We start from the raw sequence: 16,057 nt of genomic DNA, 5'->3' as shown, positions 1-16,057 counted from the left end.
GCTCTTTTATTTCCGTTTCAATTCATTTTGAAAGCGACTGTGTTGAGTCAGCGGCATATTCTGCCTTACTTGCTGGTTGTGTGACAAATCTATCTCGGCCACCAGCAATCCTACTTGGTCATTCAATTGTTGGTGAACGCGCCCCCAAAGGTCAATCACCATAGAGTGCCCCCAGGTTTGACGACCACATGGATGCGTCCCCGTTTGACCGCAGGCAAGAACCCAACATTGGGTTTCAATCGCTCGCGCTCTTAGCAGTACTTCCCAATGCGCTTGCCCCGTCACCGCGGTAAACGCAGCGGGTACCACAATAACTTGCGCTCCTGCTAAGCGTAGCGCTTTAAACAATTCAGGAAAGCGTACGTCGTAGCAAATACTTAAGCCTACCGTACCAATATTGGTCTCTGCCGTCACGATGCGATTGCCAGCGGTAAAAGTATCCGACTCGCGATAACTGCCGTGCCCGTCAGCGACATCCACATCAAACATATGCAGCTTATCGTAGTGAGCAATGCACTCGCCTTGCGGTGAGAAAACCAATGTCGTGGTAGTCACACCTTGTTCAGTGCGAATCGGCATGCTGCCGACTATTAGAGTTAATTGATTGCGTTGTGCGATCTCAGATAAACACCGCTGAATAGGACCGTCACCCAAAGTTTCTGCATTCTGGTGATACGCCTCTCGATTGGCAAACTGCGTAGCGTTTTCTGGTGTCACAACCAGCTTCACACCTTGCTCAGCTGCCAATGCACATTGCTTGGCAATGAAATCCAGATTCTCCTCGATATCTGGACCCGATGTCATTTGAATGATGCCAACACGTTCCATGTATTCAATTCCTTGTTCGTCAGAAGACTGACCGCGTAATTACTTCGCTTGCTCACGCAGTTTTTCTGGCAACTTGTATTCACCTTTACTGCGTGAAATCTCTTTTACGGTAGGTGAATCCAGAGGACCTTTCACTTCGTAGTTTACCTGCGTGAAGACTTCTACCACAGGAGAGATAACGGTCGAAATCGCCAGTACGTACAACGCGGTTTGAGGTGCTACTGCAAAGGCGGTCAGCATTGGAATACCCGAAGTGATGTCTGGTGTGAAGTTCACTTCCGCATCTACCAAGCGCGTGTTCATGTCAGCAATACCGCGAATCTTCATCTCTCCAGCTAATGCATCCATCACGATATCGTTGGTGATAAACACGCCATCTTGGATCTTGCCTGTCCCCGTGATTGAGTTGAATGCCATCCCTTTATCGAATACGTCAGTAAAGTCGAGCTGCATCTTACGAATGATGGAATCAAGACTGAAGAGACCAAGCAATCGCGCCGCGCCGCTGACTTCAGTGATCACGCCTTTGCCAAATTCAGTAGACACGTCACCTTGTAAACTCTGTGTCTTCATTGACCACGGCGCGCCATCCCAATCAACTTTGGCATTGATCTCAAACGGTGCTTGTTGGATGCCGGAAGTAATACCAAAACGCTCCATTAAGTCACTGTTGTTTTCGCCTTTGACTTTCATAGTTAAGTTTGAATGACTGCGCTCTTTATTCAGTTCCCACCAACCACTCATATCAACGCGGCTCTGGCCACTACTGAAGTTAACATTTTTCCATTCGAGGCGGTTATTAGCACGCTCGACGTCCACATTTACCTTGCCGACCTTGTAGCCCTGCAGCCAGAAATCATCAATGTTCAAGGTTAAGTTTGGCATCTCAGCGTGAAATTTTCGGTCAAAGTTTGAGATAAGCGGCGCGGCTTGATCTTCACTGGCAAACAGAGAACTGCGTTCTTTGGTCATCTCATCAAAGCCAGGAATATACAAATGCAAATGATCTAAAGAGACAGATAAGTCAGAAGGTTTGAGGTAATTTGCTTTGCCCTTCACCTCTTGGCTGTCTACTTCTAATTGCCAACTCGAGTTCTTTTTACGTGCATTCAAATCCACATCATGGAACTCAATTCCACCAAGCTCTAAGTTCTGCACATCCATGTTAATACGCGTCGGCAGTGGAATGGTTGGCGTTTTCATGCTCGATAGTACAGATTGAGTTTTACTTTGCGGCACGTGCATAAGATCAGCCCAACGATCTAAGCTCAGATCATCCAAACGAATCGAGGCATTGTGGCCAACGACTGGGCTAATTTTAAAACCACCATTACCTAAAACCAGATGCGTTGCCGTCAGTTCCGGCACATCTCCTGAAATATCAATTTCAGTTTGGTATTTCGCATTTGGTATTTCTAAACGAGCAGAGATACTTTCTTGGTTGCCCGATGCTTGTAGTTTGGCTTGCCCTCTTTCTCCACGCTTTTTCGCTAACGGGTAAGGGTAATCACTCACAAGCTGACTAAGTTGCGCCAAAACGTCTACCTGATACGTAAAGCCTACGTCATTGAGTTGTAAGTCGATGTCCATTTGCCAAGGCGCATGACCAGAAACGAGGCTCAACCAGCGCTCACCAAGATAAGGCTTAAGTGGGCCGACTTCCCAATCACCTAGGGTGTTGATGGTCACGTTGTAGCCTTGTTCGGCATTCTCACCACGAAAATCAAGTGAAATAGGCTGTTTCAACAGTTCGGCCGACAAGCCAGAAGTGGTCACAACGTCGTTATCAAACTTGATACGGCCCGTCGCGTTTTCTAACGTCATCGGCGGCGCATCAATATCAACACGGTTGTTTTTAAGATCGGCGTAACCCCAAGCACGCGCGTCTTTCTCGGAGTCAAATGGGATATTGAGTTGGAACTCTGAATAAACAGGACCACTCACTTGCAATGCCGTCAAAGCCGCACCAACTGAATCGACGAGAGGGGTTGCCATCATGTAATCACGAACTTCATTGCCCGGCGCACTAGCCTTGGCTTCGATTTCGATGTGACCGCCTTCAGCGAGCTCCGGAATACGTCCTGTAATTCGCTTAGCTTTGACACCATTTAACGTCGCAGACTTCGAGTCCAAATACATTGCATCGTTTTCGAACAGCAAATCTAACTGTAGATTGGTGATGGTTGGCCACGCCGTGTCAAAACTGAATTTCGCATTCTTCAATCCAACCCAAGCTTGGAACATACCGTTGTGTTCTTTGTATGGAAAATCACCAAGCTCACCATACCAAAGCAGTTTTGCAGTATTGACCTTACCACCTTGAATTGCGGTAGATAGGTAGTCGGTCAGGTCTTGCCCAAGCGCAAGAGTTGGCAGATAACGCCAAGTTTCACCCGCGTTGTAGAGGTCAGCTTCGGCATAAAACGATAGGAATGGGCTTTGCTCTTTCGGGAAATCAAGACGGAACGCGCCAAGTACCTGTAAGTCAGGTGTCGCTGCAGTCACTTTATCTGACCACAAACGCCAGCCGCTCTCGTCTTGCTGCCAAATAATGTCCACCTGACCTTGTTTGATATTCAGTGGCGCTTGGAAAACATCACCGTATGGGAAAACATCATCAATCACGGTAACTTTGGCTTTCGCCTGATTTAAGTCACCAGCTACAGTACCTTGCACGTGGTTAAAGCCCGGCAATAACTCCCATTGGGTTAAGCCTAATTGGTCTAGATCGGCAGAGTAGCGCAGGGTATCAAGCCCACCGCTCATTGAAAGACGAATGTCTTCCACTCGTCCTTTGGGTGCGAGTTTGTTAAGCAATTCACTCGTTGATTCCGACTCTGGCGCTAACTTGATTAATGGCGTCAATGCTTCAATATCAAGTTGAGACAGATTAAGTAACCAACCATCCGGCTGCCAATCAAACGCGACGTCTAACTCTGGCCAAGGTCGGTCATCAGTGCGGATTTGCAGTGAGTGACCATTTACTTTCCAACCATCTTTGTCTGGGGAAAGCTTAAAAATGCCTGATTCAAGCAATAAGTCATGACGGCCATTTTCATTCCAAACCAGCTCAGATGGCTGCAATTCAACATAGGCATAATTCGGCTGGCTGTGTTTTAGAGTGAGCCATGTATTCAGGCTCACCTTGCCCGATTCCACACCTGATTCATCACGCATGTAAGTGGTTAACCAAGGTGTGACAGAAAGGTCTTGTGCACTCACATAGAATTCACCTGAAACATCGCGTAGTGAACCATGATCTTTGAAGTTGGCACGCACTAACAAAGCATTCAAACTCGCATCCGCAATGCTTACGGTTCCTTCTGCTAAATGGTGCTTGCCATCGTTACTCCAACGAAGCTGCTCTATGTCTAAGCGGCGCGTTTCGCCAGAGACCGATTTGTACCAAATGCGCGAGTCCGTAATGGTAAAATCTTCAAATTGACGTAACAGCAATGAATCGAGTTGGTCGATCAATTTGCTTTCATTTTTACTGGCATTCGCTTGCGGTTCTTTGCCTTCTGATTTGGACAGAAGATCGACGGTACGAATATCTAAAGCCAAGTCGTCGATTGTCAAATCTGCGACCACAGGTCGAAACTTGAAAATCGATTGGATCAAATCAAATTCGATATGAATTTCATCAACGGCAAAACGTGCGTCTTGGTTATTCGGCAAATTCGCCTCTAAACCTTGCAACGAAATCGAGGGGTGGCTATTACGCCAAGAACCAGCAACGCTGGTGATAGAAAAGTCAAAACCTGTGCCTTGCTTGACCCAGGTTTTGATCTCATCTTGGAAGTGGTTAAGTTGTGGCAATGCTACGCGCAGGGTAGTTACTAGTATGGCTAAAAGAACCAACAGAGTAACCAAGCTCCACGCGCAGAAGCGCCCGAAACGGTTAAAACCAGAATTCACAAATTTTCCAATTACATCATCACGACGTCAAACTGCTCCTGAATGTACAGGTGTTCAGCTTGAATACGAACTTGCTTACCAATAAATACTTCGAGTTCAGCGAGCGCATGGGACTCATCGCCCAACAGCGTTTCCGCGACAAATGGCGATGCATACACAACAAAGTTGTCCGCATCATAAGCGCGGTTCACTCGGGTGATTTCACGCAGAATCTCGTAACACACGGTTTCGACAGTCTTCACGCTGCCACGACCTTCACAAGTAGGACAGCTAGAACACAAGATATGTTCAATACTTTCACGCGTACGCTTACGCGTCATCTCTACTAACCCTAGCTGAGTAAAGCCATTGATGTTAGTTTTCACACGGTCTTTTGACAGAGCACCTTCTAAAGAGGTAAGTACACGCTTACGGTGTTCATCCGATGCCATATCGATAAAGTCGATAATGATGATACCACCAAGGTTGCGCAGACGAAGTTGACGTGCGATTGCTTGTGTCGCTTCAACGTTCGTATTGAAGATGGTTTCTTCTAGATTGCGACGACCAACAAACGCGCCAGTATTGATGTCGACAGTAGTCATAGCTTCGGTTTGATCGATGATCAGGTAGCCGCCAGATTTAAGCTCAACTTTGCGTTCCAGAGAGCGTTGGATTTCGTTCTCTGTGTCGTACATATCGAAGATTGGCTTATCACCTTCATACAGCTCAAGCTTATCAGTCAACTCTGGCACATATTCAGACGTAAACTCTTTCAGGTTCTCGTATTCAAGGCGAGAGTCGACCATGATTTTGTCAAGCTCAGTGCCAACAAAATCACGCAAGATGCGCTGCGCTAAACCTAGCTCACCGTACAAGGTAGAACGGGTTTTGTACTTAGAACGACGCTCCATGACTTTCTGCCATAAACGCTTCAAAAATGCCGCATCTTGAGAAAGCTCTTTCTCATCGGCACCTTCTGCCGCAGTACGAATGATAAAGCCACCGTGCTCATCACAGTAGTGATTAACCACTTTCTTCAAACGCTCACGCTCTGTTTCACTTTCAATACGCTGAGACACACCAACGTGGCTCGCTCCCGGCATAAAGACAAGGTAACGAGAAGGAAGGGTGATGTCAGTTGTCAGACGTGCGCCTTTGGTACCAAGTGGATCTTTCACCACTTGCACAACGATATCCTGGCCTTGGCGAACCAACTCAGAAATATCACGTACTTGGAATTGTTGTTTTTCGTTCTCTGCGACACATTCCGTGTGAGGAACGATGTCTGACGCGTGCAAAAATGCCGCTTTATCCAGACCAATATCGACAAACGCCGCTTGCATGCCTGGCAATACACGGCTTACTTTGCCTTTGTAAATATTGCCAACAATGCCACGGCGTGATTCTCGCTCTATATGAACTTCTTGTAGTACTCCACCTTCAATCATGGCCACGCGAGTTTCACTCGGGGTCACGTTTAGCAGCAATTCTGCACTCATGTGCACACCTCAAAACAATTATAAAAATTCTTGAATTAGCTGATCGGTTTCGAACAAAGGTAAGCCTACTACGGCGTGATAACTGCCTTCGATTCGGGTGACGAAACGCCCTCCGAGTCCTTGAATACCATAACTTCCAGCTTTATCGCATGGTTCACCTGACTGCCAGTATCGTTCTATTTCTTCATGAGTCAGTGGTTTGAACCACACGTCAGTGATAACGACCACTGAGTGTTGTTGTTCTGATGATACGACGCTCACAGCGGTCATCACTTGATGCTGACGACCCGATAAATTACTGAGCATACGTTTTGAATCTTCAAAACTTTTTGGTTTTTCTAGTACTTGGTTATCGCATACCACTACGGTATCAGAGCCCAATATAACGGAATCAGGCTTAGCTATCGCTAAGCCTGCTTGAGCTTTTTCCAGAGAGAGTCGCAAAACGTAGTCTTGTGCTTGCTCGTGATCTTGTTTGGCTTCCTCTATATCAGGAAGCACAATATCAAAATCATAACCTAACTGAGCAAGCAGCTCTTTTCTTCTCGGAGAACCCGATGCGAGAACGAGGGATAAGCCCTTTTTCACAACGTTACCTTACGTGCCATGCGCGACGGACGCGTCGCATCAGTAAAAACATCCATGGCCAAAGTATACAGTTTATTGCCGCAGTCCACAGAGATAACGGATTAAATACTACGTCCTGGTTCAAATATTCCCCACAGAAGATGAGAAGTTCCAGTAGCACGGTAAAAAAGGCAATCAAAATAGATTGTTGCCACAATGCCATGTTACGGATTACCAAGAAATTGAGCGCCACTAGGTAGATAATGATCGACATCATCATCCCTCGGATCCCAAGCGTCGAACCAATCAAAATATCCCAAAGCAAACCTAAAACCAGAGCGGTACCAACATTGACACGGTGTGGCAATGCCAGCACCCAGTAACAGGTAACGAGGAACAGCCATGATGGACGCAGTAGATCCAAAACACCTGGCCACGGAATGGTTTGCAGGACTAGCGCGACGAAGAAGCTAACGCCGATGACCATTCGGCTTCTAAATACACTATTGGCCATCGGTTACCTCTTGTTCTGAACCTTCTTCTACATTCGACTGCAGTACTTTGTGTTGGCGGTCTTCATTCGGCCAAATCAATAGCAAGTAGCGCAGGCGATCAAACTCAACCACAGGTTCCGCTTTGATTGATGCGAATTCTTGGCGAGTATCGTGATCGACATTCGTAACAGTTGCGACAGGGTAGCCTTCTGGATAAATACCACCAAGACCCGATGTCACCAGCAGATCACCCACTTGAATATCGGTACTGGTTGGGATGTGCTCCAATTGGATCTCATCAACCTCACCATTACCTGATGCAATGACTCGAATATCGTTACGAATCACTTGAACTGGAATTGCGTTTTTCGCATCAGTGAGGAGAAGAACACGTGCGTTGTGCGCTGCAACAAACGTCACCTGACCAACAATACCTTTCTCATTGATAACAGGCTGACCGACGTAAACACCATCAATACGACCTTTATCGATCACCACTTGGTGGCGGTATGGCGATGTATCAACAGCCATGACCTCTGTCACGACTTTCTTCTCGTCACGGACGAATGAAGAGCCAAGCAGTTTACGTAAGCGTTGGTTTTCTTCTTTGTATTGATCGAGCAAGATAAGCTCGCTCTTCAGGCGAAGCACTTCTCGCTTCAAATTGCGATTGCCTTCAATCAATGCCTGACGGGTATTAAAACGCTCGAACATTCCATCAAACATGCTACGAGGCATATTGGCCGCGTACTGAATAGGCGCAACCATACTGTTCAATAAATATCGGACGTTGGAAAACGTATCTAGACGGTTATCAGCCAGCATTAAGCTCGCCGACACGATGACAGCAAAAAACAGACGCAATTGCAGAGATGGTCCTCTGCCAAAAATCGGTTTCATCTTGTTTTTAACCTGATTGCTACCATGAATATAGAGCCTTACTTGGCAACCTGAGAATTCGACTTGAGACGATTCTAGGTATGGAGCAGATTGAAATTACAGAGAGCAGAAATGAAGGTGAAGCTCATGTTGAGCTTCACCACACACTTTATTCTTCAGAGAAGAGATCGCCGCCATGCATGTCGATCATTTCTAGTGCTTTACCACCGCCACGAGCCACACACGTTAGTGGGTCTTCAGCGATAACAACTGGAATACCAGTTTCTTCCATTAGTAGACGATCTAGGTCTTTTAGTAGTGCACCACCACCAGTCAGAACCATACCGTTTTCAGAGATATCAGACGCCAGCTCAGGTGGGCACTGTTCTAGTGCAACCATCACTGCTGATACGATGCCTGATAGCGGCTCTTGAAGCGCTTCTAGGATCTCGTTTGAGTTTAGGCTAAAGCTGCGTGGCACACCTTCTGCAAGGTTACGACCACGAACTTCGATCTCTTGAACTTCATCACCTGGGTAAGCCGAACCGATTTCGTGTTTGATCTTTTCAGCCGTTGCTTCACCGATCAAACTGCCGTAGTTACGACGCACGTAGTTGATCACAGCTTCATCAAAGCGGTCACCACCGATACGTACAGAAGAAGAGTAAACCACACCGTTTAGTGAGATAACGGCAACTTCTGTTGTACCACCACCAATATCGACCACCATTGAGCCTGTTGGCTCAGAAACACGTAGGCCAGCACCAATTGCCGCCGCCATTGGCTCGTCAATTAGGTAAACTTCACGCGCGCCAGCACCTAGTGCAGATTCACGAATCGCACGGCGCTCAACTTGAGTCGAACCACAAGGCACACATACAAGTACACGTGGGCTTGGTTTTAGAATGCTGTTGTCATGCACTTGCTTGATGAAGTGCTGAAGCATTTTTTCTGTTACGTAGAAGTCAGCGATAACGCCGTCTTTCATTGGGCGAATAGCTGAGATGTTACCCGGTGTACGACCAAGCATCTGTTTTGCCGCATGGCCTACAGCAGCAACGCTTTTTGCAGAACCTACACGATCTTGACGAATAGCAACTACAGAAGGTTCATCTAGAACGATGCCCTGTCCTTTTACGTAAATTAGAGTGTTGGCAGTACCTAAATCGATAGATAGGTCGTTAGAAAACATGCCACGAAGTTTTTTAAACATATTCTTCGCTCATCCTGCAAAAATTTTAGAAGACAAAAATTGTCCTAAATGTACCAATGCCTCGCTGTCACAGCAAGGCATTGGTACACAAACATGAGCAGAAAGCCTCAATTTCTTGCAGTTTCCTTACTTAACGCAAAAAACCTAACTTGTTACTGTCCGGTTAAGCCCGGTTCTCCACGGTAAATCACGCGATCATTACCACGGTGAATACCAAACGTGACGACCGATGATGGGTTTTCTTCGATATCATCGTTATCCCAATCGTATTTAAGCCAAGGTAGCGCATTTAAAGCACCATCAAGTTCTAACCACACGCGGGTTTGCTGGCGGTAAGATTCAGCCTCTGTCGCTGTAACTGAGAGAGAATAGCCTGAATCAACTAGGCCACCAGCGCCTAGAGAAACAACTTTAGCAGTGTTATCTGCAGGCCAAATATGCACCTGAGAATCGTCTTCAGTTTCTCCCAACACTTTAGTTTGGCTGTCATCAGGATTAGCAATAAAACGACTGCCATTCCAGTATTCGACTCTCAAAGGTATTCGAAGCGTTGCTCCTTGGTTGCCACCGACATCATCTAAGTCAACACGACCAAAACGGATGTCGGGCTGTTCCACTAAACGTGAATTGGTTCCTTTTTCATCATCAATAATGTATTCCACAGGATCAGCATTATTGGTGTACACCAAACCAATCTCTGAAGTAGCAGTCCCAATTACGGAGTTAAATGGACCGTCAGGGTAAGTACCTCCGAGATCTTTATTCCAACACGCACTACCAACACACTGCCCATTGTTAGTAATTGAGAATGAACCTAGACTTCGTTCCGATTGATTCACCCATGCCCCAGAACCAAAATCAGGCGCATCGAATCGAGCTGAGTAACGGTCAATATCATCTAGATTAAATTCCGCTTTCGTTGCAAAGCTCGCATAGTTCTTGATCGCCGCTTTATTTGCATTCAAAGCTTCTACGCTGAACTCAACACCATCAAAAGGCTGGTTCATATAAGCAAAAATTTGATCCTCAGGGTAGTTCCAATCACTACCAACAACCTGGAAGTATTTCGGATAGAAGCGACCAACCGTTGTTTCATATTCGCTCAGACCCATACCTAAATACGTTGCTTTGGTTTTAAGGCTTAAAGAACCAACCTCATCCCATACATATTCCACGGTTTTACCCGTTTTAGCCTCTTCAGAACTAAAGTCTAAATTTGAACCATTACTTGGATCCAGGTTGGCAAGATCACCACCAGATGGATACAAAACAGAAAATTCAACATCGAGAGGTGCAGTCGTATTTGCATCCGAGAAATAGTTTTGTGTGAGTGGGTAATCACAAGCATTGTTGGCATTGCCACGTGAGTCACTATGAACAATAGGCTTGTAAGTCACATTAAAGCTCTCTGCGGCAGCAATAAAGCCGTCCCCAGTAGCTTGAGTCGCTGGGTTTGGTTTCCCACCATTTTTAGCGACTATATTACATGATGCTACTTTCCATGGTCGCGACTTAACACTGAATGAACCGTTCAGAGCCGTCACGGACTTCTGAGCATCCTTATCTTCATCCGAAGCTATTGGACACTCATCAGAATACTGAGGGTCACAAGTAAAATTCGCATCCTCAAGTTTAACGGTGTATAAGCCCGACTCCATCAGCTTAAAGGTATCATCCGATGATGTTCCCTGCTCTGAACTCGTAAACTTTGGCGCATAAGTCAGTAAGCTTTGGTCACTCCGACCATCAGCTGGTGTTTCAATTTCTAACTGAACACTTGGTGAGCCCGTGTAACTTTTCACTACAGTTTGCTGACCATCGCTACAAGCTAATACTCTCGTATCAATCTGATAGTTTTTACCAGCGACAATCGTTTGATCATCAACATCAAATTTGAATGGCACAAACTTGAAGGTTGATGTCTGCGCTTTTGATGGGTCATTATCCACCGTCACCTTTAATGTATATTCGTCATCGAGCTCAATACCATTTTGATCTGTGACGGTAACTTGCAGCTTCAACTTACCGAGTTTCGAGGACACACTACTTGTCGTGAAGTTAGGGTAATGACCAGAACCAGTACTATCTACGACATCTACAGAGAATTTATCGGCATCAGGATAAACCTGAACGGTGACACCTGTGCTCTCTGCATAACCATCATTCTTTGTTTGTATTTCAAAGTTAGGCTGTTCTGTGCCACACATCAGTGCATATTGCGTAGCAGGAGAGAGTGTCACTTCATAATCATCTGAAGGTGTAAAACAGTGGTTGTCTGTGGCAATAATTTGCGCACTGTTGCTCATCTGAATGCGTCCTGCAGTAATTGCACCATTTACAACCGTAGAGTTGCTTAGATACACATCTTTCTCGCTGTACAACAACCCTGTAAACACTGCGTTTTGGCTTAACACAACCTGCCCACTACTTGAACCATGAACTAGGACAACCAATTCTGCGCCGTCGATCTCACCAAAGCGGCTATCATTATTGCTTATCGATAGGCTTTTCGTGTGAATGGTAACTTTCTCTCCATCAGGAATTTCTATCACACCTGCATTATTGAGATTAATACTTCCAATCCAATAAGTGCCTGTTTTAAAAGTCACTTTACCTTTCCCCACGCTCAAGCTACCAATGACTTCATTATTGCTAAACTCTCGCTCATCTTGCCAAATATTTACATTGACAAGATTAGGGTCATCAGGAGAACGGAAGCTTTCGAGTTCTTGCTTTTGCACTCTCAACCCGGAGTCACCAAGACAAGATTGTCCGTCACAATTGGCTTGATTATGCATCGTAATATCTGCTGGTTGAAAACCAACATAGCGTTTACCGTTACTCAGTTGTGCACCAGAAATTTTAGCGGTATTACTCATCTCTAGCTTAGCGTTGCTGTTCGAGTCCCACGTTTGAGCAGGAGAGGGAAATAGCTCACACACACCATCAACAGGCGGTTTGTCAAAAAGGAAATACGAAAAAGGCTCTACCACGTGACCACGCTCCGAGTCTCTCTGCATATCTTCTTCATTGATCAGCGCAACACCATTCTTAGTAACAGAACAACGACGTAACCAACCACCGTTATTACCATTACGCGTTCGCTTAGAAGCGAGTAATACCGGGGCCGATTTGAATCCAGAAACAGGGAAATCACTGACTTGTAAACAACCCTCTGTGATCGGTTTTATTACATTGTCATCCAAATCACCCAGAGTGTTTCTTGTTGAACCATCACCTAACCAAAATTTACGGCCATTAACAAAGCCCTGCCCCAAACCTGCAACAAAGCCAACTTCTTCCGAATATTTCAATTCAGCATTCGTAGTCACCTCAGAGCGGTCTAGAATTAGTGAAAAACCTTGTGTTGTTGGGTTCAAAGCAATAGAGCTTAACCACAGTGGTTGATTATCCTTGTAGTTGTTTTTGGTTTGAAGTTGAACCAAAACACCTGGAGCGGAAGCAAATAATGTATTCAAACCAAAATTGCGAAACTTAACATCTTTGCTTCGATACGTTGAACCACCAATATTCGAGTAAGTAAGATTAGAGCTAACCTTACCCGCAACAATCATGGCATCACCATCAAACTTGATGACACCAGGCTCAATAACTAAGTAGTCAATATCTTCCATTGGAACGTCAATGAAAGTGACTGGCTCACCTTGGTTGTTATTGTTGGTACATTGCCACTTTTTCTTGCTTGAGTTGTACCTCAAACGTTTACATGCAGCACTATGAGATGGAAACAGTTGTTTGACGGTCGCTTGAGTCGTAGACTTTGACCAGACTCGTAAATCTGACGGATATTCCGTTTTCTTTTGAGAAAAGTTCGACATTGAGGCATCAATAGTCGACATAACGAAGACCAACGGCTCTTCATCATAAGTGTTCTGGAACTTGATATCACAAGTGATACCTCGTTCATTATTCACAACCTGACAATCTTCAGCAGGGATAGTGCCGAACTCAAATTGAGGGTTGTTATTTACAGCAGCAAAACTCGCAGAAGAAGAAAGTAAAAGTACTTTAGCAAGCAGTAGCGTTATTATTTTTTTCATTATTTTTTACTCCCTAACCCAAATCTCTTGTTGTCGCTGTACTTGTGTAACCCCAGTGCCACAAACTGCTGTGGCTTGCACACGAAATAGAGATTCAGCTTCAGAGGCACCTGCATTGAAGGTACCTATGTTTGAACATGTCATCGCTCTAAGTTGACAACCAGTGCCTTCCGTTACATTTGGTGTAGCGCCACTCACGGTATTAGCACAGAGATCGGCTACATCAGGTTCCGTATCGTTTAAAGGGTAAAGCTCAGTTAGTGCCCACTCATTAGCAGATTGCGCAATGAACCAAGCTTTCGTTCCTAAAAATTCACGTGTAAGTGTGCTTTGGTTGGACCAACTCACCTTCATCAGCGACGCAGCCAGGTAGCCCATTACAATGATGACGAACAAAACGACGATCAGGACATTGCCTTGTTGAGCATTTTTACGGAACATTGAGCACCTGCACGTCTTGTTGGTAAACACTACGCTCCCCGTTTTGAGTGAACTCTAAGTTGATATGCACGATACCTCCGCGTTGTAGCGTTGGCTCTAGGTAATGCATGTCACTCGCTGAGGTATCCACGCTGTCTGCTACTGTCACGTTATTTCGAATAACGCGGCTGTTATCGAAACAGTAACGGACTTCTGAGTTATTTTGATAGATGTAATGACGGCTGGAAATGGAAGTACCACCAATCGTACCTGCGGCCCCACTCACAACAAACACATCGCCTGTTTTCGCTAAACCACCAACAGCTAAACTCTGCGGAGATGTAGATTGCAAATCTTCATATCGGCTCGGGTTAATCACCATCCAACGATTAGCAGGGATAGGATTCAACGTAGAGTCATTGCCTAGCAAAAACTCCAAGTCATTATTCGTCAGCGTATAAAAGCCTGAATATTCAATCGGCACAAATTCCAAGCAATTCGAAGCACCCGTTGGCACATGAAAGCTGTTCGGTACTGCATGGCGAATTTCACGAGACATTTTCTCTAATACAAACTGCGCTTGAGTTTGCATGCGCTGTCGGTCAATCGTGTCCGCGTAGCCTTTCATACCTAACTGTACATAACCTGCAATTCCTAGCATGATAAAGCTGCCAATCACGATGGTGACGATCATCTCTATTAAGGTAAAACCACGAACTTTCATCAGTAGTTACCTCTTATTGCAGTTAGTGTCAGAGGTTGAGCATTACTAGCAAAAATCGTAACCGTGACTTTTTTATAGTTAGTGATTCCTATCGGTGGTGTAGCAGTCAGATCGTCATATGCCACGCCAACTTCAACTCGAAAGTTACGGTACTTGTCTTCACTACTTGTGCCCAAGATATCTGAGATATTGCCACGGTTTGTCCCTTGGCATTGACTAACCGTCGTTGGTGTACTCCAACAACCGATGTAATCATCTACATCGTTGAAGTTTTCAGGAATAGACTCATCAGAGTCAGGCCCAAGGCTGGTAGTACAATTTGGCGCTCCAAGTGAACTCTCTCCACAACGTAGTAAACCACCATCAAAGTCGCTGTTTTGGTCAAAGCCACGCGCTAGTATTTGCGACATAAAGCTTTGTCCAAGTGCGGTTGCTCGGGTTTGGTAGTGTGGCATTGCGGAGTCGCGAATCTGAGGGACTAGGAAGGAAGTAAACGCCACCATTGCAATGCCCATTAGGACAATAGCAATGATCATTTCAGCTAAGGTCATACCGAATTGCTTTCTCATGAGCATGAACCCTCAGAGACATAACCTTGAGAGTTTATCAGCACTCGACATTGACTTTGACCGTTTACATCACGGATGAGAATAGACACACCACCGGAAGCGACATTCAATGGATTGCCTAATAAATCAAACTCGATAGGACTAGAAGTACCGTCAATAATGGAAAATTGAGCCGATTTATCAATAACCACATCACTCCGACTATCACGCTCATTACCTAATAAAGCGCACGATGCAGAGGAACCAATACAAGAACTCGTAATTGATAGACAAAAGTTGGTGTAGCTAGAGTCCTCCCCTGAGTTGTAGCTACTTGGAAAACATCGTTCTGGATAAGGTTTATTTGGAATGGTGATATTCGATTGCATGCGATTCACCTGTACTTGGCGAATTACAGATATAGCCTGCTCTTGAAGGGCAAACGCGGAAACACTGCCTTTGCCCATAAATCGGCTAGCAGCGTAGAGAGAAAGAATGGAAAGGAGGACGATCACTAGGATCAGCTCCATTAATGTAAACCCTAATGTAGAGCTGCGAATTTTCATAACCCAACCTTAGGCTTAGGACAAGCGAAGTAAGTATACGATGAAATTATGAGAATAATGATAGGTTTATAAGTTTTAAATTCGAACTGTGAGCAAGTGTACAAATAACCGCCAACGGGTTATTTTTCTCCTTTTGAACGCTCCAATTCTTCTTCAATTCGATCGTAAGTTTCTTTGTTGCTTAGCGTCTCAGAAACGTGCTCAGCGGTTTGCTTAGTTTGCTCCCACTTGGCTTCGTAAGTTTCTGGTTCAAAGCTGATAAATCTTGGTAATACCACATAACCGACGACACCTAAGATAATCAGCACAACCAAAAATTCTATTGCACTAAGACCCGATGATTTACGCATATGAACTA

13 protein-coding genes are annotated in these 16,057 nt (G+C 45.2%); all 13 read right to left on the bottom strand.

The window, feature by feature from the left end; genetic code table 11:
* Window positions 1–6 precede the first annotated feature (6 nt).
* A complete protein-coding gene (locus tag C1S74_RS12990; RefSeq protein WP_045400517.1) occupies window positions 7–828 on the bottom strand; it encodes a carbon-nitrogen hydrolase family protein in 822 nt (273 codons plus the stop codon).
* Between the two features lie 39 nt (window positions 829–867).
* Window positions 868–4,746, bottom strand: a complete 3,879-nt coding sequence (locus C1S74_RS12985) for a YhdP family protein (protein ID WP_045400515.1) — start codon at window positions 4,744–4,746, stop codon at window positions 868–870.
* An 11-nt stretch (window positions 4,747–4,757) separates the two neighbouring features.
* The gene (gene rng / locus C1S74_RS12980) at window positions 4,758–6,227 is read right to left on the bottom strand and encodes a ribonuclease G (protein ID WP_039975690.1); all 1,470 of its coding nucleotides are present in this window, start codon (window positions 6,225–6,227) and stop codon (window positions 4,758–4,760) included.
* 18 nt (window positions 6,228–6,245) lie between these two features.
* Window positions 6,246–6,815, bottom strand: a complete 570-nt coding sequence (locus tag C1S74_RS12975) for a Maf family protein (protein WP_045400513.1) — start codon at window positions 6,813–6,815, stop codon at window positions 6,246–6,248.
* Window positions 6,816–6,819: 4 nt separating this feature from the next.
* Window positions 6,820–7,308: a rod shape-determining protein MreD gene (mreD, locus tag C1S74_RS12970; RefSeq protein WP_038864551.1), complete on the bottom strand. Its 489-nt coding sequence runs from the start codon at window positions 7,306–7,308 to the stop codon at window positions 6,820–6,822.
* Window positions 7,298–8,188, bottom strand: a complete 891-nt coding sequence (gene mreC / locus C1S74_RS12965; protein WP_038864553.1) for a rod shape-determining protein MreC — start codon at window positions 8,186–8,188, stop codon at window positions 7,298–7,300. Before mreC ends, mreD begins: the two co-directional genes overlap by 11 nt.
* A gap of 148 nt (window positions 8,189–8,336) precedes the next feature.
* A complete protein-coding gene (locus C1S74_RS12960; protein ID WP_005381144.1) occupies window positions 8,337–9,380 on the bottom strand; it encodes a rod shape-determining protein in 1,044 nt (347 codons plus the stop codon).
* Between the two features lie 152 nt (window positions 9,381–9,532).
* Window positions 9,533–13,441, bottom strand: coding sequence for a DUF6701 domain-containing protein (locus tag C1S74_RS12955; RefSeq protein ID WP_045400510.1), 3,909 nt, complete (start codon window positions 13,439–13,441; stop codon window positions 9,533–9,535).
* Between the two features lie 6 nt (window positions 13,442–13,447).
* Window positions 13,448–13,882 carry a hypothetical protein gene (locus C1S74_RS12950; protein ID WP_045400508.1) on the bottom strand — a complete coding sequence of 145 codons (435 nt, stop codon included), beginning with the start codon at window positions 13,880–13,882 and terminating at the stop codon, window positions 13,448–13,450.
* On the bottom strand, window positions 13,872–14,585 hold the full coding sequence (locus C1S74_RS12945; RefSeq protein ID WP_045400506.1) for a PilW family protein: 714 nt from the start codon (window positions 14,583–14,585) through the stop codon (window positions 13,872–13,874). Before C1S74_RS12945 ends, C1S74_RS12950 begins: the two co-directional genes overlap by 11 nt.
* Entirely contained in the window at window positions 14,585–15,154 is a 570-nt protein-coding gene (locus tag C1S74_RS12940) for a type IV pilus modification PilV family protein (RefSeq protein ID WP_045400569.1), read from the bottom strand. The genes C1S74_RS12945 and C1S74_RS12940 overlap by 1 nt, the downstream gene beginning before the upstream one ends.
* Window positions 15,151–15,699: a type II secretion system protein gene (locus C1S74_RS12935; protein WP_045400505.1), complete on the bottom strand. Its 549-nt coding sequence runs from the start codon at window positions 15,697–15,699 to the stop codon at window positions 15,151–15,153. Before C1S74_RS12935 ends, C1S74_RS12940 begins: the two co-directional genes overlap by 4 nt.
* Before the next feature lie 119 nt (window positions 15,700–15,818).
* Window positions 15,819–16,049: a type II secretion system protein gene (locus tag C1S74_RS12930; RefSeq protein WP_045400503.1), complete on the bottom strand. Its 231-nt coding sequence runs from the start codon at window positions 16,047–16,049 to the stop codon at window positions 15,819–15,821.
* Between the last annotated feature and the right edge of the window lie 8 nt (window positions 16,050–16,057).

The organism is Vibrio hyugaensis (genome assembly GCF_002906655.1).
Lineage (GTDB): Bacteria > Pseudomonadota > Gammaproteobacteria > Enterobacterales > Vibrionaceae > Vibrio > Vibrio hyugaensis.
This window is presented reverse-complemented; position numbering and strand designations above follow the sequence as displayed.

What these genes read in the sequence shown, in the direction of transcription:
- C1S74_RS12990 (WP_045400517.1), bottom strand. Translation starts at nt 828, where the DNA reads ATGGAACGTGTTGGCATCATTCAAATGACATCGGGTCCAGATATCGAG.
- rng (WP_039975690.1), bottom strand. Translation starts at nt 6,227, where the DNA reads ATGAGTGCAGAATTGCTGCTAAACGTGACCCCGAGTGAAACTCGCGTG.
- mreD (WP_038864551.1), bottom strand. Translation starts at nt 7,308, where the DNA reads ATGGCCAATAGTGTATTTAGAAGCCGAATGGTCATCGGCGTTAGCTTC.
- mreC (WP_038864553.1), bottom strand. Translation starts at nt 8,188, where the DNA reads ATGAAACCGATTTTTGGCAGAGGACCATCTCTGCAATTGCGTCTGTTT.
- C1S74_RS12960 (WP_005381144.1), bottom strand. Translation starts at nt 9,380, where the DNA reads ATGTTTAAAAAACTTCGTGGCATGTTTTCTAACGACCTATCTATCGAT.
- C1S74_RS12955 (WP_045400510.1), bottom strand. Translation starts at nt 13,441, where the DNA reads ATGAAAAAAATAATAACGCTACTGCTTGCTAAAGTACTTTTACTTTCT.
- C1S74_RS12950 (WP_045400508.1), bottom strand. Translation starts at nt 13,882, where the DNA reads ATGTTCCGTAAAAATGCTCAACAAGGCAATGTCCTGATCGTCGTTTTG.
- C1S74_RS12945 (WP_045400506.1), bottom strand. Translation starts at nt 14,585, where the DNA reads ATGAAAGTTCGTGGTTTTACCTTAATAGAGATGATCGTCACCATCGTG.
- C1S74_RS12940 (WP_045400569.1), bottom strand. Translation starts at nt 15,154, where the DNA reads ATGAGAAAGCAATTCGGTATGACCTTAGCTGAAATGATCATTGCTATT.
- C1S74_RS12935 (WP_045400505.1), bottom strand. Translation starts at nt 15,699, where the DNA reads ATGAAAATTCGCAGCTCTACATTAGGGTTTACATTAATGGAGCTGATC.
- C1S74_RS12930 (WP_045400503.1), bottom strand. Translation starts at nt 16,049, where the DNA reads ATGCGTAAATCATCGGGTCTTAGTGCAATAGAATTTTTGGTTGTGCTG.